At 35.2% G+C, this 24,472-nt stretch carries 20 protein-coding genes; 10 read left to right on the top strand and 10 right to left on the bottom strand.

The genetic code is table 11. The features are described 5' to 3' along the window. Positions 1-555: 555 nt before the first annotated feature. A complete protein-coding gene (locus ACIDC4_RS18930) occupies positions 556-1,944 on the bottom strand; it encodes a radical SAM protein (RefSeq protein WP_412045618.1) in 1,389 nt (462 codons plus the stop codon). Positions 1,945-1,974: 30 nt separating this feature from the next. Next, positions 1,975-2,715, bottom strand: coding sequence for a prolipoprotein diacylglyceryl transferase (locus tag ACIDC4_RS18935; RefSeq protein WP_412045617.1), 741 nt, complete (start codon positions 2,713-2,715; stop codon positions 1,975-1,977). Positions 2,716-2,812: 97 nt separating this feature from the next. On the opposite strand from ACIDC4_RS18935, the gene ACIDC4_RS18940 reads away from it, so the two are divergent. Beyond that, a complete protein-coding gene (locus ACIDC4_RS18940; RefSeq protein ID WP_412045616.1) occupies positions 2,813-3,586 on the top strand; it encodes a TlpA family protein disulfide reductase in 774 nt (257 codons plus the stop codon). A 174-nt stretch (positions 3,587-3,760) separates the two neighbouring features. Here the strand turns inward: ACIDC4_RS18940 and ACIDC4_RS18945 are convergent, their stop codons facing one another. Continuing rightward, on the bottom strand, positions 3,761-4,756 hold the full coding sequence (locus ACIDC4_RS18945) for a virulence RhuM family protein (protein ID WP_412045615.1): 996 nt from the start codon (positions 4,754-4,756) through the stop codon (positions 3,761-3,763). 328 nt (positions 4,757-5,084) lie between these two features. Here ACIDC4_RS18945 and ACIDC4_RS18950 point away from each other — a divergent pair, with 328 nt between their 5' ends. Then, positions 5,085-6,704, top strand: a complete 1,620-nt coding sequence (locus ACIDC4_RS18950) for an ABC-F family ATP-binding cassette domain-containing protein (protein WP_072964944.1) — start codon at positions 5,085-5,087, stop codon at positions 6,702-6,704. A gap of 60 nt (positions 6,705-6,764) precedes the next feature. On the opposite strand, the gene ACIDC4_RS18955 is transcribed toward ACIDC4_RS18950, so the two are convergent. Beyond that, the gene (locus tag ACIDC4_RS18955) at positions 6,765-6,941 is read right to left on the bottom strand and encodes a hypothetical protein (RefSeq protein ID WP_173969674.1); all 177 of its coding nucleotides are present in this window, start codon (positions 6,939-6,941) and stop codon (positions 6,765-6,767) included. 161 nt (positions 6,942-7,102) lie between these two features. Between ACIDC4_RS18955 and ACIDC4_RS18960 the strand changes: the two genes are divergently transcribed. Further along, positions 7,103-7,690: a hypothetical protein gene (locus ACIDC4_RS18960; RefSeq protein WP_412045614.1), complete on the top strand. Its 588-nt coding sequence runs from the start codon at positions 7,103-7,105 to the stop codon at positions 7,688-7,690. Between the two features lie 233 nt (positions 7,691-7,923). Here the strand turns inward: ACIDC4_RS18960 and ACIDC4_RS18965 are convergent, their stop codons facing one another. From ACIDC4_RS18965 to ACIDC4_RS18975, 3 genes are read right to left on the bottom strand one after another with little or no spacing between them, the layout of a single operon-like run. Next, on the bottom strand, positions 7,924-8,322 hold the full coding sequence (locus ACIDC4_RS18965; RefSeq protein ID WP_412045613.1) for a VOC family protein: 399 nt from the start codon (positions 8,320-8,322) through the stop codon (positions 7,924-7,926). Between the two features lie 4 nt (positions 8,323-8,326). Beyond that, positions 8,327-8,797: a hypothetical protein gene (locus ACIDC4_RS18970; RefSeq protein WP_412045612.1), complete on the bottom strand. Its 471-nt coding sequence runs from the start codon at positions 8,795-8,797 to the stop codon at positions 8,327-8,329. Positions 8,798-8,813: 16 nt separating this feature from the next. Then, positions 8,814-9,407 carry a dihydrofolate reductase family protein gene (locus tag ACIDC4_RS18975; RefSeq protein WP_412045611.1) on the bottom strand — a complete coding sequence of 198 codons (594 nt, stop codon included), beginning with the start codon at positions 9,405-9,407 and terminating at the stop codon, positions 8,814-8,816. Positions 9,408-9,730: 323 nt separating this feature from the next. Between ACIDC4_RS18975 and pyrR the strand changes: the two genes are divergently transcribed. From pyrR to ACIDC4_RS19010, 7 genes are all read left to right on the top strand, one after another. Continuing rightward, positions 9,731-10,270, top strand: coding sequence for a bifunctional pyr operon transcriptional regulator/uracil phosphoribosyltransferase PyrR (gene pyrR, locus ACIDC4_RS18980; RefSeq protein WP_078005278.1), 540 nt, complete (start codon positions 9,731-9,733; stop codon positions 10,268-10,270). A gap of 115 nt (positions 10,271-10,385) precedes the next feature. Beyond that, entirely contained in the window at positions 10,386-11,027 is a 642-nt protein-coding gene (locus ACIDC4_RS18985) for a DUF6891 domain-containing protein (protein ID WP_412045610.1), read from the top strand. Positions 11,028-11,112: 85 nt separating this feature from the next. Continuing rightward, positions 11,113-12,039 carry an aspartate carbamoyltransferase catalytic subunit gene (locus ACIDC4_RS18990; RefSeq protein WP_065449375.1) on the top strand — a complete coding sequence of 309 codons (927 nt, stop codon included), beginning with the start codon at positions 11,113-11,115 and terminating at the stop codon, positions 12,037-12,039. A gap of 295 nt (positions 12,040-12,334) precedes the next feature. Further along, positions 12,335-12,667: a ribonuclease Z gene (locus ACIDC4_RS18995; protein WP_230039614.1), complete on the top strand. Its 333-nt coding sequence runs from the start codon at positions 12,335-12,337 to the stop codon at positions 12,665-12,667. A 126-nt stretch (positions 12,668-12,793) separates the two neighbouring features. Continuing rightward, on the top strand, positions 12,794-13,699 hold the full coding sequence (locus ACIDC4_RS19000) for a ribonuclease Z (protein ID WP_412045609.1): 906 nt from the start codon (positions 12,794-12,796) through the stop codon (positions 13,697-13,699). A 214-nt stretch (positions 13,700-13,913) separates the two neighbouring features. After that, entirely contained in the window at positions 13,914-14,558 is a 645-nt protein-coding gene (gene pdxH, locus ACIDC4_RS19005; protein ID WP_412045608.1) for a pyridoxamine 5'-phosphate oxidase, read from the top strand. A 172-nt stretch (positions 14,559-14,730) separates the two neighbouring features. Further along, the gene (locus ACIDC4_RS19010) at positions 14,731-15,234 is read left to right on the top strand and encodes a CAP domain-containing protein (RefSeq protein ID WP_412045607.1); all 504 of its coding nucleotides are present in this window, start codon (positions 14,731-14,733) and stop codon (positions 15,232-15,234) included. A gap of 164 nt (positions 15,235-15,398) precedes the next feature. On the opposite strand, the gene ACIDC4_RS19015 is transcribed toward ACIDC4_RS19010, so the two are convergent. The 3 genes from ACIDC4_RS19015 to ACIDC4_RS19025 form a co-directional block, all read right to left on the bottom strand. Beyond that, a complete protein-coding gene (locus ACIDC4_RS19015; RefSeq protein WP_412045606.1) occupies positions 15,399-17,333 on the bottom strand; it encodes an OmpA family protein in 1,935 nt (644 codons plus the stop codon). An 11-nt stretch (positions 17,334-17,344) separates the two neighbouring features. Next, positions 17,345-18,262, bottom strand: a complete 918-nt coding sequence (locus ACIDC4_RS19020) for a PorP/SprF family type IX secretion system membrane protein (protein WP_412045605.1) — start codon at positions 18,260-18,262, stop codon at positions 17,345-17,347. A gap of 34 nt (positions 18,263-18,296) precedes the next feature. Beyond that, positions 18,297-24,472: T9SS type B sorting domain-containing protein (locus ACIDC4_RS19025; RefSeq protein WP_488381158.1), on the bottom strand; the 6,176-nt coding region annotated here is incomplete at its 5' end.

Raw genomic sequence — 24,472 nt, forward strand, 5'->3', positions numbered from 1 at the left:
AGAAATTCGCCAATCTTTGTCGATCAACTAGTGTGATCCTTCCTGCGTCAGGATGACAAAAATGAGAATAAAAAATCCGCATAATCAGCGTTTTCGCATAGCGAATCCGTGCCATCTGCGAGCCATTAAAAGCAAAGTAACCCCAATATTGTCATCCTGACGAAGGAAGGATCACACCAGAAACTCCGCATAGAAATTCGCCAATCTTTGTCGATCAACTAGTGTGATCCTTCCTGCGTCAGGATGACAAAAATGAGAATAAAAAATCCGCATAATCCGCGTTTTCGCATAGCGAATCCGTGTCATCCGCGTGCCATTATAAAGCAAAGTAACCCCACTGATTTTTATTTTTTAACTCAAAAAAGTTAAAGATTGCTCACGATTACCACGCAGGTTCCAAAACCTATCACAGCAATAATTATTGGAATTAACAATAGTCTTAAGTAAAGTTTTTTATTGTCTTTGGCGAAAATTAAACCAAAAAAGCCAATTAAAAACATCATTACCAGAATGAAACCAAAAAACATTAAACCTTCCATATTTTAAAAAGTTGTATTAAACATTTAATTTTTCTCTTATTTTTTCAATTTTATTATCCCTGTAAAATAAATTCATAGTTTCAAACGGAATAATTTTCATTTTATCACTTACAATATGCACACAAGATTTTTTAACTGCCCTAACATCAAAATCATGAGCATCCATAAAATTCATAATAAGAATACGGAATAAATTATTGTAATTCAGTGTGTCAGATTGTACTCTGGGTAAACAGCACATAAGTTCACTAAATTCATCTTCGGCACAATCAACAGAAATACCGGTACTAAATAAATTGAGCATATGTGTTTTTAGTTTTTCGTCGTGCTCAAAAACTATAGTATTTTTTGAGTTATTCAGCAAATCTTCAGGATTGATCAAATGCGTCATAGGAAATACTTCTCCATCAATTTTTAGCGCATACGCCATGCACAAAGCATCTGGATTGCAAGGAACCGGAATTAAATCTTGTGGAGTAAAAACAGGATATTGTTCGTAGATTTTTCTACGCACCTCGGTCAATGTTATTCTTCCTGAAATATCATCATAATTGTCATTTCTTCCTGCAACTTGTGTAGGCTGAAAAGTAACGCCGCGTACACATTTTTGTTGCAATGCATACTCGATGATCTGACCAATTTCATCATCGTTTTCTCCTTTTTGAAGCGTGATTACTAATGTAGTCGAAATATTAAATTGATTCAAATGTTCGATTGCCTTTTTGCGGACTTCTGTTAAATCTTCCCCTCTTAATTTTTCCAAAACTTCAGGTTTAAAACTGTCAAACTGAAGATAGATTTCAAAATCAGGCATATAAGTAGCCAGCTTTTCTACAAATTTGATGTCTTTTGCAATACGAATACCATTTGTATTTAGCATTAAATGTTTGATAGGTTTGCTTTTGGCAATATCTAAAATTTTAAAAAATTCCGGATGCACAGTTGGTTCTCCTCCCGAAATCTGAACCACATCCGGTTCTCCTTCGTTTGCCACAACCGTATCAAACATTTTTTCGATTTCTTCTAAAGTTCGATGCCTGCCATAATTAGGAGCCGAACTTGCGTAACAAGTAGGGCAGGCGAGATTGCATCGATCTGTAACTTCTACAATTGTTAAACAAGAATGTTGTTCATGATCGGTACACAAACCACAATCATAAGGACATCCGTAATGCACTTTAGTATTGAATTTTAATGGCATTTCAGACTGCTTGTTGTAATTACGCAACTGCTTATAATAGTTGACATCATCAGCAATCATAGATTTCATTTCGCCGTGTGTTTTACAATGTTTCAGCATCCAGACTTTGTCATCCTGAAATACAATTTTAGTATCTACAAGAGCCAGACAATGGTGACACAAACTTTTGGTATAATCGTAAAATATATAATCGCGCGTTTTCATCAAATTAATTTTATATGGTAAATTAAAATTTTAATTGTTTTTAAAGGCAAATATTCGGCAAAGAAACTTCCAGTAATATCCAAAAATAAATATAGAACTCCATTGAATACTGCTTAGATTAAGAAATAAAGGTTCGTAAGGTTTTATGAATTCGACCAAAAATCGAAAGAGGAAATATAAAACCATAAAAAGCTTAAATCGATCACCATTAATCAGGTTTTTAGTTTTTATCTTTTCAAAAAGGATAAAAAGCAAAATCATAAATACCATTTCGTATAAAGCAATCGGATGTCTTTTTAATTCGTCGCCTAAATTCATTCCCGTAAAAAATGTCGTTTCGTTACCAAATGTAGGTTCAGCAATTCCCATTGAAAAACAGCCAATTCGGCCAATAAATAATGCCACGATAATTGGGATTACATATAAATCTCCCGAAGCAATTTTTACACCAATACATTTTTTAATTAATTCAACACCCAATAATCCTCCTAAAAACCCTCCGGCAACAGTTTTATTTTGATATAAACTTAAAAAAGTCTGATGAGCAATTTGCGACGGATTTTCGAGTAAAGCAATTACTCTTGATCCTATTAAGGCTCCAATCATGGCACCAATCATAATGATCAAACGATTCGTGTCTGATATAGGATCCTGAATTCTTTTTTTTAGAAAATAATAGATTCTGATACCAACAAAAAAAGCCAAAGTTTCAAATATAAAATGCCAGTAAAATGTTTTTTCAAAGATTTCAAATTGAAAGGGGAATGTCATTTTTAGTCAGAATTTTTAGCGAATATAGGCAAATCTAATCAAAAATGTTTAAGATTAATTTTTTACTTTTGAAACCCAATTGTATCTTAAAAATTCCATGCAAAAATCAATTAACCTTATTCTTTTATTTCTGATTTTCAATGTTTCTTTTGCTCAAAGCAAATTCGGAAATCCAGAAGTAGACCCAATTCAAATTCAAAAAGTATATACAGATTGGTCTGCGTACCAAAGCAAAAATATCATGCTTTCGAGAGATTTTATAGCATTAGATTCAAATTCAAAAGAAATTTCAAAAGAATCCTTTCTAAATCAATTGGCAAACGAAAACTACATCCCAATCCGACTAAAATCAGAAGATTCAAAATATTATTATAAGCTATTCGAAATTCAGCCCAATTCAGATACCAGCATAAAAGCCACCATCAATCAAATTGGTTTCGATGCCCACAAAAATTTCGAAATGGAAGGAACCCAATTTCCAAAATTCTCTTTCAAAGATCTAAACGGAAACCTAGTTTCAAACGAATCCATGAAAGGAAAAATCATCGTTATCAAATGTTGGTACATTCACTGCACGCCATGCATCAAAGAATTTCCACAGGTAAACAAATTAGCAGACGAATACAAAGACCGAAAAGACATTCTTTTTATAAGTCTCGCCGAAGATGCTCCGGAAAAATTAAAAACATTTCTAGCTAAACGACCTTTAAGATATTCAGTTGTTCCAAACATGAAAGTGTATATGAACGAAGCCCTGCAACTCAATTCATTCCCAACACATTTCATTTTAAACAAAGAAGGAATGATTGTAAAAGTGTTGCCTAATTTCGAGAGTCTTGAAGTCGCTTTAGAGAAAGAAAGTAAATTGTAATTTTTTTAAACCATATAAGTGATATAAGAAATTATACGTTTGCCTATATGAACTTATGTAGCTGTTAAATTAATCTCGCAATCCCGATAACTATCGGGAGCGAAGTAGCAAAGTTTTTCTTTTTTAAGTTTAGTTTAAATGAACTTATATTCGTTATATGTTGATAAGAGTTAACTAAGTATTTTTATTCAATTTCATTACTTCCTTATCAAAATCGGAAAGATATTCGCGGTCCTGAATAATTCTATATTTATTAAACTCCATTTCAGCTTTGATTTTAGCTTCTAAGTGAGAAATTTTGCCCTTATCATTTAGAATTGGATAACTTGAAAGTTGTAGAAAGTTGTTCAGGAAAACACTCCAGTCTTCCATTTGCATAATTATTTGTCTTGTTGCATAATTCTCAGCCAAATCTAAATAAGCAGAAACAATTCGGTTAAGCTCTTGAAGATGTGCGTCGTTTAAATAATTTTTAGCAACACTTACATCACTTTTCTGAATTTTTCCGTCGGGAGCATCTTTCCATGTCGAAAGTCCCATGTAAATTTTAGTAGCGTCAGCTTCTGTATAAATAATTTCAGCAGCAGTTTTTCCGGTTATAGCCCAATGTAGTTTATTTTGTACCGTTGCAAAAAATGTTTTAGTTTCTGCACTTTCTTTTTCATAATTTGCTGAAAGAGAATATATGTCAGTTATTTTTTGATAAAATCGTCTTTCAGAGGAACGAATTTCTCTAATACGCTCCAGTAATCCTTCAAAATAATCTTTACCAAAAGCTTTTCCATTTTTAAGCATTTCATCATTTAGAACAAATCCTTTGATGATGAATTCCTTTAGTGTTTTAGTTGCCCAAATTCTAAATTGTGTAGCTTGGCTAGAATTTACTCTGTAACCAACTGCAATAATTGCATCGAGATTATAAAAGTCGATTTCTCTGCTTACTTCTCTTTTTCCCTCAGTTTGAACTGCTCGAATTTTTCGAGTAGTTGAAATCGAATCTAATTCTAAGCTTTTATAAATCTCTTTTAAATGATAGGTTATTGTGTGGGATTCAATTCCAAACAACTGAGCCATTGCCTTTTGTGAAAGCCAAAAACTCTCATCAAGATAAGTTACTTCAACTTCTATATTAGATTGAGAAGTTTGATATAATAAAATAGGAGCCTGCATAATTTTGAATAAAAAGTGAAGATAAGCAAAATTGTAATTTTAAACCATATAAGTGATATAAGAAATTATAAGTTTGGTTTTGATATAAAGCTTATGATTAAATTAATCTCAAAGACGCAAAAGCGCAAAGTTTTTCTTTTTTAAGTTTAGTTTAAATGAACTTATGTTACTTATATGGTAAAAATTTCCAACACAAAGTATGTTTTCTTTGCGCCTTTGCGTCTTTGCGAGAAATTTTCTTCGCATGGTGAAAACTTAGAACCTTAGCACCTTTGCAACTTAGAACCTTTTTTCGTACTTTTGCACCAAATTAATTAAAAAGACATTCATGTTAACAGTCAATAATTTATCAGTTCAATTTGGCAAACGAATTTTGTTTGACGAAGTAAATACCACATTCACACACGGAAATATTTATGGAGTTATTGGAGCCAATGGTGCTGGAAAATCTACTTTTCTAAAAATCATTTCGGGCGATATCGACCCAACTTCTGGCCACATTCATTTAGAACCGGGAAAACGTATGTCGGTTTTAAACCAAAATCACAACATGTTCGACGAGCATACGGTTTTGGAAACTGTTTTGATGGGAAATAAAGTTTTGTACGCTGTTAAAAAAGAAATGGATGAACTTTATTTAGACTACAACGATAAAAACGCAGACAGAATTGGAGAACTTCAGGTTCAGTTCGAAGAAATGAACGGATGGAATGCAGATTCTGATGCCGCATCGATGTTGTCTAACTTAGGAATCAACGAAGAGCATCATTATACATTAATGGGAGATCTTGAGGGAAAAATTAAAGTTCGTGTGCTTTTGGCGCAGGCACTTTTTGGAAACCCTGATTTGCTTATTATGGATGAGCCTACCAACGATTTGGATTTTGAAACCATCTCTTGGTTAGAAAATTTCTTAGCCAATTATGAAAATACAGTAATCGTAGTATCTCACGACCGTCACTTTTTAGATTCAGTTTGTACACATATTTCTGATATCGATTTTGGAAAAATCAATCATTATTCAGGAAACTATACTTTCTGGTACGAGTCTAGCCAATTAGCGGCAAAACAACGTGCACAGCAAAACAAAAAAGCCGAAGAAAAGAAACAGGAATTAGAAGAATTTATTCGTCGTTTTAGTGCAAACGTTGCCAAATCGAAACAAGCAACTTCTCGTAAAAAAATGATTTCTAAACTGAATATTTCAGATATCAAACCTTCAAGCCGTCGTTATCCAGCAATTATTTTTGATCAGGATCGTGAAGCAGGAGATCAGATTTTGAATGTAGAAAATTTAGAAGCTTCTGTAGATGGAGATCTTTTGTTTAAAGGTGTAGATTTGAATATGGCAAAAGGCGATAAAATCGTGCTGTTCTCTAAAGATTCACGTGCTACAACAGCTTTCTACGAAATCTTAAACAACCAACAAAAAGCAGATGCAGGAACTTTCGATTGGGGAATTACAACCAATCAGGCTTATTTACCGGCAGAAAATCATTCATTCTTTGAAAACGATTTGACATTGGTAGATTGGTTACGTCAATACGCAAAAACAGAAGAAGAGCGCGATGAGGTATTTATTAGAGGATTCTTAGGGAAAATGATTTTCTCTGGAGAAGAAGCTTTAAAAACAAGCCGTGTATTATCAGGAGGAGAAAAAGTACGTTGTATGCTTTCGAGAATGATGATGGAAAGAGCGAATATCCTAATGCTTGATGAGCCAACGAATCACTTAGATTTGGAGTCGATTACAGCTTTCAATAACTCATTAAAAAACTTCAAAGGATCTGTAATTTTTACCACACATGACCACGAGTTTGCACAAACGGTTGGTAATAGAGTAGTGGAGCTTACGCCAAACGGAGCAATCGATCGTTATATGACATTTGATGAATATCTTGACGACGAAAAAGTTCAGGAATTAAGAACAAAAATGTACGCGAAATAAAACATAGTTTTATATAAAAAAGAAATCCCGATCAGTAAAATGATCGGGATTTTTTTATGTTTATTTCTTACCACCAAAAAGTTTAGCGAATATAAAGATGATTATCGCAACAATAAAGATGACGATAAAAATCCCGAATCCCATTCCGGCTTTAAAAATGTCTCCAATAACTTCGCAACTTGTAAATGAAAATAGTATTACGAATACCATTAACAAACGTGTAATGTTCTTTTGCATGATTTTGCTGTTTTTAGTGTTTTAAAAAGAATTTTGTATTCTAATTATCGTTAGATTAAAATTACTTCAAACAACAAAAAAACGTGTTATATAATTTTGCCGGAAAGTTCTATGATTTGGAGATTTCTACTACCTTAGACAATATTTAAACGATTAATTTTATGATTAAAAAAGTTCTGGAAAATATAGCTTATATGTATTATCCTAAAAATATTTGTTCGTGGACAGAAGGAGAAAAACTCATTGCATCTGAAGAATATAAAAAATTACGCTCTCTCATTGATTCTTTTGATACAGAGGAATCCATAATAGAACGTAAAGTACTTACCGATGAATTTGAAAAAGACGCAACCTTAAAACATTTTGAAGATCGTTCAAGGCTTGATTATGTAGAGGATAGATGTCTTACTTTTTTTTGGCTTATCGTTGAGAACAGAGAATTAAAATCGATTACTTTGTGTGTGAGTATTTTAATTCCTTATTATGTGATCCAAACGATCAGTCATAAAAAACAAATGATGATTTCTCAGTCAAAAATTGATGAGTTAGAAAAAAATAGTTCCGAAACTAGGAAAATTGACGAGTTGGTTTTAGAAGTTGAAAAAATTGTAGAAAACACATTATCATATCAGAAATTTCCAAAAGAATTATTTAATGTTGTTCTTGAAGATATTTCATTTCAGGATTCTTACTTAGGTGAGTTTAAGATGTTCAATGCCTTTTTTAATAATCAATCTGTACGGGAATAAATTAAATAGCAAAAAAAACTACTAGTAAAATATTTCAATCTAAGTAGAGAGCCATCGGCTCGGTAAATATTGTAGGGCTGGATTTTAATCCAGTTTGTGCAATAAAAAAAAGCTCCAGCAGAGCCATATATGCCACCCGCCGCGGCGGGTTCTTATGAAACGCTATAGAAATTGCTATAAATATAACGTCCCTCTGGGACTGGCATTTTTAATGTAAATGGGGTAACGGAATATTAAGATAACATTTCAATCAACTGAATTTTATTACCACAAGTATCATCCAAAATGGCAATTTTCACATTTCCCATTTCAGTTGGTTTCATGGCAAATGCAACACCAAGATGTACAAGACGATCATATTTTTCCTGAAGATCATCTACATTAAATTGCGTATACGGAATTCCGGCTTCAAATAATGCTTTTTGATATGTTTTTGCTGGTTCAAAATGATTGGGTGATGGTTCTAATAAAACTTCAACGCCATCTGGTTCATCTTTAGAAACTACCGTTAACCATCTGTTGCCTTCGCCTAAAGGCACATCATGTTTTTTAATAAAACCCAATTTTAGAGTATAAAATTGTAATGCTTTTTCCTGGTCTTGAACTGGGATTCCTATGACTTTTACTTTCATGATTTTATATTTTTAAAATTGAATGTTTTCTTCCATATTCACTTTTTATATCTTTCAATTGCAATTCCATACAATTATCTAAAGTTAGAAAATGAATTGATTTTGAAGATTTTCCTGTTTGATATTCGTTTAGCAAATCTTTCCAAATTGTTGGATAAAATATACCTAAAGAAAAGAATATTAAACATGGAAAAGTAAAATTACCATTTCCAATTAAATAGGCTTGCATTCTGATTTCATCTTTCATTGTCATTTCATATTCTAAAACGATGTGCTTTAGATCATGATTTTCAAATTTTGGAATTAATCGATATTTTTTACTATCAAGCATTTCTGCAACTTCACGTCCCACAGTTCCAAGTTGTAAAGTTCTTAAATGACTTAATTTAGTTGTTAAATAATCTTTTCCGTGAATAAGTTCTAAAAGCCAAATAATTCCTCCGGTGATTTTTAGTTGTTTAATTCTATTTATCATTAAAATGGAAGACTTTTTATTCTCCAATAGTTCCAGTCTTAACTTCTCCGGCTCGTTTGTAACTTACAGCAATCACACCGCTTGGTGTAACCGTACTTTCTATTAATGTGAATCCTGCAGGAGTTGAAATATCATCAAATAATTTTTTTCCTTTACCTAAGATTATAGGATAAATTAAAAGCCCAAGTTCATCAACTAAATCATGTTGAAGCAAAAGCTGAACAAGTGTTGCGCTTCCCCAAACTTTAATGTCTCCGCCTTCTGAATTTTTGAGTTTTTGGATATTTTCTACAGTGGAAATAAATTCAGTATTTTGCCAGTCTGAGGTTTTTCTGGTGGAAGACAAAACATACTTGGTTACTTCATTAATTCCCGGCCAGCCTTCTGCATGTTTGGGCCAATAGTCTTCAAAAATATCAAATGTTTTTCTGCCCAAAAGAATATCGGCAGGTTTCATTTGTTCCTGCATGACATTGCCATATTCTTCATCTCCAAAAGGCGCCACCCAGCCTCCATATTCAAAACCGCCCGAAGTATCTTCTTCAGGACCACCAGGTGCCTGCATTACGCCATCGATTGTAATCATAGTTATGACGATTATTTTTCTCATGATGTTTGGTTTTTGCATTTATCAAATATAAGAAAAACAAGTAAATTTCCGATCAGGTAAAAAAGAGCCATCGGCTCGATTAATATTGTAGGGCTGGATTTTAATCCAGTTTACAGATATGGAATTTCAATATAATAATAACGTTTATTAATATTATGCGTCACTCCCAAAGAATTTAAAGTCAAATATTTGTGTTAAGTTAAAAAACATCATTCAAGCATAAATTATGTGCCAAAACCAATAAAAAAATATTTCCCCACCCAACACCCCAACAAATAAATTCTGATTTCGTATATTTGCCCAACCAAACATTACACTTAATTATGAGCCAAAAAGTATTACTTAATTCAAAAGAAGTTACTATCATACTCCATCGTTTGGCTTGTCAGTTAATCGAAAAACACCTTGATTTCTCGGATACTATTTTAGTAGGGATTCAGCCAAGGGGCGTTTTTTTAGCTGAACGTTTAAAACAAATATTAGAAAACGAATATCAGGTACCGGAGATTTCTTTGGGCTATCTGGACATCACTTTTTTTAGAGATGATTTTCGTCGTACTGATAAACCGCTGGAAGCCAATAAAACACAAATAAATTTCATAGTCGAAAACAAGAAAGTCATTTTTATCGATGACGTATTGTTTACCGGACGAAGCATTCGTTCTGCCTTGACCGCAATTCAGTCTTTTGGGAGACCTTCAGAAATCGAATTATTAGTGTTAATCGACAGACGTTTTAGCCGTAATTTACCTATTCAGCCCGATTATCGCGGTCGTCAGGTTGATGCTATAAACGACGAAAAAGTAAAAGTAAGCTGGAAAGAAAATGAAGGTGAAGACGCCGTTTATCTGATAACGAATTAAAAGTTTAATCGGTACTTTGTTTAATTGTTTAATCGGAAACAAACGATTACCGGTATAGCAAATAAACGCTTAAACAAATGAACAAATCAACAAATAAACGATTAAACAAAAAAATATGACAGAGAATGAAACGTTTATTTATGAATCAATTTTTAATCAGGTCAGAATGGGATTTCTTTCTCTAGATGAGATTCAGGAGAACATTATAGAAGAAATTGAAGACAACGAATTTGCAGATGAAATCTCAGAAGAGTGGGCTTTCGATAAAATAAGAGAAGAATACCAAAAGTTATTGTCAGAAAGTAAACAATGGGAAAGTCCAACAGATACTGAAAGGCTAATAAATGCGTTTGATGAATTGTGTGACGAGAATATTCTGGCACTTCATAATGCAGGTTACACAACAACAGATGGTGAATATGAAGTGGTTGAGGTTGAAAGAGAACTTCAGGAAAACGAAATAGAGTCTGACGGTTATTGTTTTTATCACGAACAGGATTTAGCCAGAGCAATTGCAGTTGAAAATCCAAGTTTGTTTATCGCTTTTCAGAAAGTAGATAATTCTGATGATGCAACGACGATAGAAGTAGGAAAAAGAGTTGCCGAAGTTTTAATAAACAACGATTTTAAAATAAAATGGGACGGCTCTGCAAGAACTAAAATTGAGATTCCGGGTTTCAGATGGCAAAAGATTTTTGATGAAGATGCAAGAGATCTCCAGGATTACAGTGAAGTAGTAGACAGAATGGTTCAATAGAGTTGCTGCTCTTTAAATAAACATTGAAGAACTGAATATTTTCAGAAATTCATGAATTTGACAAATAAATATTAAAGAAATAAAAATGAAAGAATTAAGCGTAAATCATTTATTAGGAATAAAATACATCAACGAGAATGATATTAACCTGATTTTTGAAACTGCCGATCATTTTAAAGAAGTCATTAACAGACCCATTAAAAAAGTTCCTTCATTACGAGATATTACCATTGCCAATATTTTCTTCGAAAATAGTACCAGAACAAAACTTTCGTTCGAGTTGGCTCAAAAACGATTATCTGCTGATGTTATCAGTTTTTCGGCAGCTCAGTCTTCGGTTAAAAAAGGAGAAACCCTGATCGATACTGTAAATAATATCCTTTCTATGAAAGTAGACATGGTTGTAATGCGCCACTCCAATCCCGGAGCGGCTTATTTTTTATCCAAAAATGTCAAAGCCAGTATCGTAAACGCCGGAGACGGTGCACACGAACATCCTACGCAGGCTTTGCTTGACAGTTATTCAATAAGAGAAAAATTAGGAGATGTAGCCGGAAAAAAAGTAGTTATTGTAGGTGATATTCTGCATTCGAGAGTAGCCTTATCCAACATATATGCTTTGCAAATGCAAGGTGCCGAAGTAAAAGTTTGCGGACCAAAAACATTAATCCCAAGATATATAGAATCGCTTGGTGTTACAGTTGAACCCAATTTGCGTAAAGCCTTAGAATGGTGTGACGTTGCCAATATGCTTCGTGTACAAAACGAACGTATGGATGTGAACTTTTTCCCGTCAACACGTGAATACGCACAACAGTATGGAGTTGATAAACCATTATTAGATTCTCTTAACAAAGAAATCGTGATCATGCACCCGGGACCAATCAACAGAGGAGTAGAGATTACTTCTGAAGTTGCCGACTCAGATCACTCAGTAATTCTGAATCAGGTAGAAAACGGAGTTGCGATTAGAATGGCAGTGATTTATTTATTGGCGTCTAAGATTCAATAGGTTTAGTTTAGTTTAATTTTGTTTCAATACGCATGTCATCGTCATACTGAGCGAAGTCGAAGGATAGGCGCAAAGGGCTTCGACTTCGCTCAGCCTGACAACTTGAAACTTGGAACAAAAATTTTCACCACAAAGTGTTTTTGAAGCAGCTTTGCGAACTTTGTGTTTTCCTGACGCATTATTGGTTAAAAATCTTAGCGAACTTTGCGGTAAAATCTCATTTCTACATGAAACAAAAAATAAAAACTAAAAAATTTGTACCTTAGCTCTCACAATAGCGCCTATAAATAAGAAGATGAAAGTAGATCAAAAAGGACATACCGTTACGATTAAAAATACACAGGGAGATTTTAATGCTTTTCTGGAAAAAGTAACGCAGCAATTTAAAACCTTTGAAAAACAAAATATTATAATCGATTTATCAGCAGATTCAGGTTTGACTGAAAAAGAAGTGAAGCTTTTTTTACCACTTGCTAAACAGCAAAAAAAAGCTAAAAAATCATTTGTAATTGTTGTCGCTGATCTTGACTTTAATGCCGTTTCAGATAAACTAACCGTAGTGCCTTCTCTTTTAGAAGCACACGATATTATCGAAATGGAAGAAATCGAAAGAGACTTAGGGTTTTAGATTTTAGAATTCAGATTTTAGATTTTAGATTTTTTCCCAAAATCGCGGGATTATTTATTAGATTTTTAATGCTGAATCTGAAATTTTTAAGTTCATCAGTCTAAAATCAACAATCTAAAATCTAAAATGAAATTAACCATACTTGGCTGTTATGCCGCAACTCCCAGAACACTTACCAACCCGACTTCGCAGGTTTTAGAAATTAAGAACAAATTGTTTTTAATTGATTGTGGCGAAGGAACTCAGGTACAATTGCGTAAAAACAAGATTAAATTTTCGAAGATTAATCACATTTTTATTTCGCATTTGCATGGGGATCACCTTTATGGATTAATTGGTACTATTTCGACTTTTTCGCTTTTGGGGAGAACAACTGATCTGCACATTTACGGACCAAAAGGAATTAAAGAATTAATTCTTCTTCAATTGAAACTGACAGAATCCTGGACCACTTATAGTTTGTTTTTTCATGAATTAGAGTCAAAAGAAAGTGAAGTTATTTTTGAAGATACAAAGGTTATCGTAAAAACGATCCCGCTGAAACATCGCGTTTACACAAACGGATTTTTGTTTCAGGAAAAACCCGGAGACAGAAAACTGAATGTTGAGGCTGTTCAGCAATATGATATTCATACCGCATATTATCAAAAAATAAAGGGCGGGGGAGATGTGACACTCGATGACGGAACTGTAATAGAAAATGAAAAACTATCTTTCGATCCTATTCCCGCGATGAGTTATGCTTTTTGTTCCGATACGGTTTATCATGAAGCAATAATTCCCATTATAAAAGATGTTGATGTGTTGTATCACGAATCTACTTTTTTAGAATCAGAAGCTCCTTTGGCACTGAAAACATTGCATTCAACAGCCAAAGAAGCAGCGAAAATTGCCCTTAAAGCCAATGCAAAACATTTGGTTTTAGGCCATTATTCTACACGATATGATGGCATTGAACGTTTTAAAGAAGAAGCCGCAGAAATTTTCCCGAACGTACTTTTAGGCGATGACGGAGTTTCTTTTGAATTCTAAGATTCTGAGGTGCTAAGTTGCTAAGTTTCTAAGTAAATTTGATTGAAGTTTTGATTTAAAATCTATCCCGAGACTTCTGGACAGAAATCTAAAATAATAAATAAATATTCTTAGTTTTTAGACCATCCAAAAAAATCTAAAATCTAAAATCTAAAATCTAAAATCTAAAATCTAAAATCTAAAATCTAAAATCAGAAATCTAAAATATATTGCCATGAATGATTTAAGCAATTATAGAAAATCTTACGAGAAGAGTGAATTATTAGAAACCAATATTCCCGAAGATCCCATTAATCTTTTTAACAGATGGTTTCATGAAGTCGAAGATTTCGGCGGAAGCGGAGAAGTGAATGCTATGACAGTTTCTACGATTGGATTAGATGGTTTCCCAAAATCGAGAGTGGTTTTATTAAAGAAATTCACGGAGGAAGGTTTCATTTTTTATACCAATTATAAATCTGAAAAAGGAAAAGCAATTGAGGCAAATCCTCATGTTTGTTTGTCTTTCTTTTGGCAGGAAATGGAACGTCAGGTTATTATAAAAGGAATTGCACAAAAAACTTCTGAGAATATATCTGATGGTTATTTTGATTCCCGTCCTGAAGGAAGTAAGTTGGGCGCGATTGTTTCACATCAGAGTGAGGTGATTCCGTCGAGAACTTTTTTAGAAGAAAATCTAAAGAAACTGGAAGTAGAATTTGAAGGAAAATCAATTCCAAGACCTGAAAATTGGGGCGGATATTTAGTAACTCCTTTAGAGGTTGAATTTTGGCAGGGAAGACCTAACAGACTGCATGACAGAATACGTTACCAAAGCCAATCTGATTATTCGTGGAAGATTGAGCGATTATCTTCTTAGTTTGTAAGAATTTTATATTTAATAAATAAATAATTGTGTATTTCATCGATTATTTTTGCAGTTTACCGATAAATTGAATACGTTTGAATAAGAAAAACGAGACAATTTATTTTTAAAATATATTTTAAGGAATTTGCCCCAACATTTACTTTAATTTTAACTGCTATTGATTATGAAAAAGATGATGTGTGCCATGATGTTCGTTGTAATTTCTATTGCAATGAACTCATGCTCTGCAGATAGTGCCGAGGGAACAGACAATAGTACTACAACCGAAACTCTGATTACGAACTATGCGTATAACGATTCAGAGATCGAAACCATGAAACTTATCAACGATTACAGGGTAAGTATTGGTTTGAATGCATTAGAAAAAATAAATCATATTTCGTTTAAATGTGAAGAGCATAATAATTATATGATTGCCAACAATGTTGTGGATCATAATGATTTTACTTCGCGTTCGAACAATATTATTAGCGTTTTAGGAGCTAAAAAAGTAGGTGAGAATGTTGCTTACAATTACAAAACTTCTGAAGCAGCAGTAAGAGCGTGGCTTGACAGCCCCGGACATAAAGAAAATATCGTAGGAGATTTTACTCATTTTGGTTTGTCAGTAACAACTGATTTGAAAACAGGAAAAAAATACTATACGAATATCTTCGCTAAAATTTAAATATTATTGGACTGGTTGGTTTTTAGTAGTCGTTGCAAATCTTTGATTTGCGACGACTTTTTTTAAAGATAAACAACTGGAAAAATCTCAAATAAAAAATTCCAAATTCCAATACGAGTGTATGTATTGGAATTTGGAATTTTTAGATATTGGAATTTAATTTTTTATAGTCCTATAATAATAAACTCACTTCTTCTGTTCATTTGATGTTCTTCTTCGGTACATTGTACACCATCAGAACAACCGTTTACCAGTTGTGTTTCACCATAACCTTTTCCGGTTAATCGGTTTTTGGTAACACCGTTTTTTACCAGCCAGTCAATAGTCGATTTGGCTCTTCGGTTGGATAAAGCTGCGTTGTACTGATGTGTAGCCCTACTGTCGGTATGAGAACGGATATCGAGTTTCATTGTTGGGTTGTTGTTCAGGACATCCAGGATTTTCTCCAGATCCAAAGCCGCTTCGGTTCTGATATTGGATTTATCCAAATCGAAATAAATCATTTTAATACCAAAACATTTTCCCAGGTCATCACCAATAGTGACTTTACAGGTTGATTTTTCCAAAGCAATCGGAAGACTTGTTTTTCCTGTTATTTTTCCAATGGTTACACTGACTTCTCTTGTAGTGTATTCTTCTTTTTCAGCCCTTACATTATAGGTTTTTCCGCATTCAACGGCAAAAGTATAATACCCGTTTGCGTCTGAAACCGTGCTGTTTTTAATAGTTGTTCCTTCATATAAAGTCACTTTTGTTCCCGGTAAAACGGCATTTGTACTCAGATCGGTAATGATGCCTTCGAGTGTCTGAACACATTGTAATTTTCGGGTTTCCAGAAATTTATAAATATCATCAGATCCCTGTCCGCCATCTTTGTTAGAACTGAAATAGCCACGTCTTGAAATCGGATCAATGCTATACGCAAAATCATCTTTAGGGGAATTGACATCCGCGCCCACATTCTGAATATTACTGATAGTTCCGTTATCTTCTATATTGCCCACAAATACATCGAGTCCTCCAAGTCCGGGATGTCCGTCTGAGGCAAAATAAATTTCATTTTCGCTTGTCACAAACGGAAAGGTTTCCTTGCCTTCGGTGTTAATCGTATTACCAAGGTTTTGTGGCGGACCATAACTTTCTCCGTTAATACTTACTTTATAAATATCAGACTGTCCGATGGTTCCCGGCATATCAGAAGCAAAATACAAAGTTTTCTCATCCGGACTCAGCGCAGGATGTCCCACACTATAGTTGTCGCTGTTAAATGGAAGTTCGGTAATATTTCCCCATTTGCCGTTATTGTCCAGTGTGGCTTTGTATATTTTAATTAAGGTAATTTTATTTTCATCTTTTCCTTTTTTGCCGTTTGCATAATTGTTTCGGGTAAAATAAACCGTTTTTCCATCTTTGGTAAAAACGGGAGACGATTCATGGAATTTGGTATTGATAGCTGTTTTGAATTTATTCACTTTGGCACTGCTTCCCGTTGCCGGATCTACATCGGCAAAATACAAATTGGTAAAATATTCACCCGTCCATTTGTGTTTGCGTTGCGAAAAGTTTCCGGTATCTCTGGCTGATGCAAAATAAATTTTGTTATCGTATACAAACGAACTGTAATCAGAATACTTGGAGTTGATCCCGGCATCTTCGATTGTGTATCGACCTGAATTGGCCTTGATCTCATCGAGATAATTGACATCTTCCTTGTACAATTTTCCTCTGTTATCGTTTTTGAATTTGGCATTAAATTCACCAAGTATTTTATTGGCCTTATCTATTTGTCCGGTTGATTTTAAGGATTGTGCATACCTGTAATAGTACTCCGGTTCAGGACTTGTATTCATGGCAAAAAGTTCACCGTACCATTTTGCAGCGCCGTCAAAATCAGAATTGAAGTAATAGGAATTACCCAATTTCTTGAACATATCCTCAGATTTGTATCCTTTTTCGGCTACGCGCTCATAGGTTTTTATGGCATCGATATAGGCATAATTGTCGTATTTTTTATCTCCGGCAGCAACCTTGGAATCCTGGGCATAACTCTCGGGAGAAAAACAGATTATTATTAAGCAGAGAAGTATATAATTTTTCATAGTGATTATTTTTAGAAGAAACGTGGGGTTGTCATTTTACCGTTGTTTTTAAAGAACTCATAACGCAGGAATATTTCATGTGATCCTGAATTATAATTGTTCAGGTTGGTGGTCTCACGATCATAACCGTATCCTAAATAAAGTCCGTCTGTGATCTGGAAACCTACCATGGCACTTAGTGAGGCGCTCCATCTATAGGCGACACCCACCACAAATTTTTCCATGAACATAAAGTTGGCCGATACATCTACCTGAAGCGGAGCTCCTTCGACCATTTTACCCAGAACGGCGGGTTTGAATTTAATGTATTCAAGCTTATCGAGATCAAATACATAACCTGCCATTACATAATAATTGATTTTGTCCTTGAAAATCGCGATATCATTATCATCATACCGATTGGTTTCGATAAAATTAGGCACCGATAACCCGATGTAAGCTTTATCAGAATGCCAGTAAACACCGGCTCCCACATTGGGTGAGAATTTATTATCAAGATCCTGAAACTGCGGATCTCCCTGACTCTCCGGATTTAATTTATTGATGTCCAGATTGAACAAATTGGCTGTTCCTTTTATCCCAAAAGACAATTTAAAATCTGCGGAGGTCTGAACGGTATAAGAAAGATCAACTGAAAGATTATTCTCATTCGTTGGTCCTATTTTATCATTAACCAATGAAACTCCAACTCCTAAATTGCTGTTGCTGATGGGAGTATTGACAGAAAAACTGCTGGTTTCGGGAGCTCCGTCGAGTCCCACCCATTGGGTGCGGTACAGTCCGAAAATACTTAAGGCTCCTCGTGATCCTGCATAGGCCGGATTTATAGTGATGGTATTGTACATATATTGTGTAAACTGGGCATCTTGCTGTGCATAACCGGCAACTCCCGCAAACATTATGACGAAGAAATATAATTTTGCTCTCATAGTAGATATTATTATATTATTATTACTATCGATTTTATTTAGATAAGTATAAATACCCATCTTTCTTATTATTTTGAAGTACATTATTTCCATCTAACGATTTGTAATTAATAATGTAGAAATAAGTTCCGGTTGGTAATCCGTCAGATTGCTTAACGGTGGTTCTTCCTCTTGATATTCCATCAAATGCGTTCGTTGTATTATTATAATTATCAGTTTCAAAAACCAATATTCCCCAACGATTGTAGATTTCTACATTATTTTCAGGATAACAAGTTATATCATCAATACTATCAATTCTGAAAACGTCGTTTATTCCGTCACCATTAGGAGAGAAGGCATTGTGTACCACAACGTTTCCGCAGGCTAATACTTTACAATCATCATTAATTTCCATATTCAGTAAAATGCTTCTAGGACAATTTTGATCTGTTATTTTATATTCAAATGTGTAATTGCCAAGTGCTAAACCAAGTGCATTAAAAGTATTTCCTTGTATCGTATTACTATTATTAGGATCGATCCAAACTCCTGTCAAAGGTGTGTTTTCAGGTAATAGAGCAAGTAAATCAATAAGAGTCGAATCATCGTTACAAGCCTGGCTTGAGATGTTTACAATACCATTTGGTACAACAGTTATAGTTACAGTAGCAGTATCACAATTATCGGCACTTAGTTTATCACAAATTTGATAGTTATAAGTATAAGTTCCTGCCGGAGTTAAACTCGATACGGTTACATTTCCTATAGCATCAAAAGTGATGTTTGGATCTGTTTTAGCATTATTATTTGAATTCAATAATGTAAAGTTTACCAGTTCTAATGATGCACGTGTGATACCTTTAAAATCATTGATCAAAACGTTTCCAACCAACCCAAAAGTGTTACAGCCTATATTAGTATAAACATCATCATTAGCAATAACCGGAGTTGGCGGTGCAGCAGGTTCAGATACAATAACTGTTACGATTGCTGTGTCACAGTTCCCCGCATCGGCATTCTCACATATTTGATAGGTTAGCGTATAAGTTCCTCCAGGGGTTCCGGCTGCAACATCTACAGATCCGTCAGGATTTAATGTCAAGGCTCCTTTAGGATCAGGTGTTACAATTGTAAGTGTAACATCTGCTGGGTTTATTGCAGCAGCATTCAACGTATCATTGTTGTATACATTTATTACGTTTATTGATGCTGTAGTTCCATTTATTGGTCCTGCATTATCATCATTTGCTACAATGGCAAATGTTGGTCTGGCAGTACAGTAAGGCTCAGATTTTGGATACTCTACAGTTATAGTTTCACTAGGATTAGTAGAGATTGTCAATTTAGCAAGAGGACGAAGTGTCTCAAATCCGTCTGGCGCCTCAATCCATTTATTGTCCTGAAAAACCCAACCCGGCCAGTCAATACCTTTTCCGGTTTGATCCACCACAGCTCCTGGCCATAATACGCGACCTGTAAGTGGTAAATCATTCATTGTAGTGATAACAGTATTGTTACTGTTGGCCCAAGCAATCGTTACACCATTTACAGGAGTAAAGTTTACAGGAGTTACCACATAATCAATATACGGAACATCATTAACACAAATTGGAGTAGCAGTTACAGTCATTACCGGAGCTTCTATAGTTACGGTAACGGTTGCAGTATCGCAATTTGTGGTTTGGTCGGCTTCGCAAATTTGATATACTAATGTCAAAGTTCCAACCGGAGCATTTGCTAAAACATCTACAGATCCGTCCGCATTTAATTTTAAAAACTCGTTTGGAGTTACTGTTGTAATAATAACATCAGATGCTGTAACCACAACACCTTCAAGAGTGTCATTAGGTAATACATTTAAAACATTTTTCGTAATGTGATTCACTCCCGCAATTGGTCCCGCTGAATCATCATTGGCAACAATGTCAGAGAAAACTTTACAATTCACTCCAAAATCAGCATCCAAATGAACCAAATCTTCAGGTGTTACAGTTACAACGTAGCCACTAGCACCACCAGTTGTGCTACAAACCGTATGCAATTGCGATTTACCTGTTTTATTAGTTGCTTTTTTATCTGTAATGGATGGAAGAACTTTAACCAAGCCCGTTGCTCCCAAATTCGCAGCAACAGCATCAAGATTAGCATCTTTTACCAGTTTTATAGTATAATCTCCGTAAGGATTTGCGCTATCAGGTCGGTCTCTCCAGAATCCTTCAATACCTACAATTACTTCCTGATGATATCCGTTAGGGCCATCAATAATCACATTAGCACTTAAGGCATTTCCAAAACCTCCTGCATTTAATTCTCCCACATTTGATGGTCCTGCATAACTTCCGTCACCGTTAAGGTCAATCCATTCCCATTGGCTATAATCAATTGCTCCGTTTCCATCAGGAATATTTTTAGTTACAATGCCATCATTATTAGCGTCATACCATTCATCCTGAACTCCGTTACCATTAGTGTCATACCAAACATAATCTCCTAAAACCGGTAGTGTCGATTTTCCGTATTCAAAATTATGTTCCTGAATTTTACAATCTTCAAGAGTAGTAAAGAACAAACTTGAATCTATAGGATATAATTGGTGTGCACTATTCAGGTTGGCATCCTGAACCTGAACCAAATAACTTCCGGCAACCATGCCTGAGAAATTATATAAACCATCGGCACCTGTGATGCGCAATAAAATAGGTCCGGCCGTAGTACCTTGAGGAACCAAAGTAACAGGCACATTTGCAATTGGTGTATTTGTGTCTTTGTTTATTATTTGTCCGGATATTTTAACCGTATAAGTTGGTTGAGAAATGACAACCGTTGCAGTTGTAGAACAAGTTTCGCTACCGCTATTTACAGATGATGTTGCTGTAAGTGTGTAAGTTCCTGCCGGTAAATTAGTATTACCAACAACCTCATTATTTTCATTTCTAATAACAACAGTCGATCCCGAACTATTCGTAACCAAGATTAAACCATCTTTTCCTCCAAAACATGTTACATTAGAAACAACTCCTGTAACCGAAACTTTATTTTCGACAGTAAAAGTTTGTTTCAATTCGGTTTTATTGCCTGCACAATCCGTCAAAGTATAGGTTCTGGTTAAGATATAAGCATTTCCGTCGCAACCACTTCCACCATTATTAGAATCACTTACAGTAATGTCAACAGTACTACTGCAATTGTCAAGAGCATCTTTTATATCGCCCGGATTTCCAACAGGAATATCAGTAATCGTTTCCAGGTTTGCAACATCAACAGGAGCTGTTCCAGTAGGCGGAGTAGTATCTCTAACTGTTATTATTTGAGTATAACTAGCTGTGTTTAAGCCACAATCGCTGGTAGTCCATGTACGGATTAAAGTATAATTAGTAGAACAACCGTTTACAATATCACTTTTAATTTCAGTAAAAACGATAGGTAAATTACCATTGCAATTATCCGTAGCCTCAACATTTGCAGGTTCAGGAACAGCGTCGCAAGAAACAGTAATATCTGTTGGAAGTTCTCCAATAAATGTTGGTTTTGTAGTATCCTGAATAGTGATCACTTGCGTGAAAGAGTCAGAAGTATTTCCGCAATCGTCTTTTACTGTCCAGGCATTGGTATAACTTCCAGCATTCGAACAATCCGCCGAAGCTACAAACGCACCGCTTACTTTTACAATATCCGAAACATCGCTATCACATAAATCCGAAGCTATTGGGAATAACGCTTGCGCGGAAGTCAAAGCAGCCGCATCACTGCATTCGATAGTTTTATTTAAAGAGGCCAAAGAAGTTGACCATGTTGGAGCTGAAGTATCCTGAATTGTGATCACTTGCGTGAAAGTATCAGAGGTATTTCCGCAATCGTCTTTTATTGTCCATGTATTGGTATATGTTCCCGCATTCGAACAATCCGCCGAAGCTACAAACGCACCGCTTACTTTTACAATATCCGAAACATCGCTATCACATAAATCCGAAGCTATAGGGAATAACGCTTGCGCGGAAGTTAAAGCCGCCGCATCACTGCATTCGATAGTTTTATTTAAAGAAGCTACAGCAGTAGACCATGTTGGAGCAGTAATGTCCTGCACATTAATAACCTGACTAACCGGAAGAGAAATATTTCCACAAGCATCTACAGCAGTCCATGTTCTTGTAGTGGTATATGAACCCGCACAAGCACCTTGAGTAACCACATCGTCATAAGTTAATGAAGAAACAGTATCATTATTATCCGTGGCAGTTGCAGTTGCAAAAACTGGTAAAGCAGGACAATTAATTGTAGAAGCCAAAGGCAACGGATCTATAATTGGTTTAACAGCATCGCCATCAGTAATAGTTACTGATTTAGAGATGGTACAAAGATTAGCATCTTTAATAGTCACTGTATAAGTTCCCGCAATAAGTCCAGTTGCAGTTGCAGAGGTTTGAACAGGAGTTGTATCCCAAGAATAAGTGTATCCTAAAGTTCCACCGGAAACAGTCACAGACGCAGATCCGTTATTACCGCCACCACAACCAACATTAATTTGACTTGTTGTAGCGCTTAAAGCCGCGCTAGGTTGTCCGATACTAATTGAATTAGTTTGAGACGAACAATTATCAGTAACAGTCAAAGTATAAGTTCCTGCCGGAAGATTCGAAACAGAAGCCGTAGTTCCCACAGAAACATTCAAAGCATTTTTCCAAACATAATTTACAGTTCCAACAGAATTAGTAACTAAACCAGCAGTTACAGATCCTGTACTAAACCCAAAACAAGTAACATCAGTTTTAGAAGAAGTCGCAAGTGCTAAAGCCGCGCTAGGTTGTCCGATAATAACAGAGTTTGTTTGAGTAGAACAGTTATCAGTAACAGTCAAAGTATAAGTTCCCGCCGGAAGATTTGAAACCGAAGCTGTAGTTCCAACAGATACATTCGAGGCATTTTTCCAATTATAAGTAACCGTTCCAACAAAGTTAGTTACCGCACCCGCAGTTACGGATCCAGTGCTAAACCCAAAACAAGTAACATCTGTTTTTGAAGAAACCGCAAGCGCTAAAGCTGCACTAGGTTGTCCGATAATAACTGAATTAGTTTGAGTCGAACAATTATCAGTAACCGTCAAAGTATAAGTTCCCGCCGGAAGATTCGAAACCGAAGCTGTAGTTCCCACCGAAACGTTTAAAGCATTTTTCCAATTATAATTTACACTTCCAACAGAATTAGTAACTAAACCAGCAGTTACAGATCCTGTACTAAACCCAAAACAAGTAACATCCGTTTTAGACGAAGCCGCAAGTGCTAAAGCTGCACTTGGTTGTCCGATAATAACTGAATTAGTTTGAGTAGAACAATTATCAGTAACAGTCAAAGTATAAGTTCCCGCCGGAAGATTCGAAACAGAAGCTGTAGTTCCCACCGAAACATTTAAAGCATTTTTCCAAACATAATTTACAGTTCCAACATTATTAGTTACGGCACCCGCAGTTACCGTTCCCGTACTAAACCCAAAACAAGTAACATCCGTTTTAGATGAAGCTGCAAGTGCTAAAGCTGCAGTAGGTTGTGCGATAACAACTGAATTAGTTTGAGTCGAACAATTATCAGTAACAGTCAAAGTATAAGTTCCTGCCGGAAGATTCGAAACCGAAGCTGTCGTTCCAACAGATATATTCGAAGCATTTTTCCAAGAATACGTAACCGTTCCCACAAAGTTAGTTACTACTCCCGCAGTTACAGATCCTGTACTAAAACCAAAACAAGTAACATCAGTTTTAGAAGAAGCCGCAAGTGCTAAAGCCGCAGTTGGTTGTCCGATAATAACAGAGTTTGTTTGAGTCGAACAATTATCAGTAACAGTCAAAGTATAAGTTCCCGCTGGAAGATTCGAAACCGAAGCCGTAGTTCCTACCGAAACGTTTAAAGCATTTTTCCAATTATAAGTAACCGTTCCCACAAAGTTAGTTACCGCACCAGCAGTTACCGTTCCCGTGCTGAACCCAAAACAAGTAACATCCGTTTTAGAAGAAGCAGCAAGCGCTAAAGCCGAAGTTGGTTGTCCTATAATAACAGAGTTTGTTTGAGTCGAACAATTATCAGTGACAGTCAAAGTATAAGTTCCTGCCGGAAGATTCGAAACCGAAGCCGTAGTTCCTACCGAAACGTTTAAAGCATTTTTCCAATTATAAGTAACCGTTCCCACAAAGTTAGTTACCGCACCAGCAGTTACCGTTCCCGTGCTGAACCCAAAAC

Source organism: Flavobacterium sp. C3NV (genome assembly GCF_046825355.2).
GTDB lineage: Bacteria > Bacteroidota > Bacteroidia > Flavobacteriales > Flavobacteriaceae > Flavobacterium.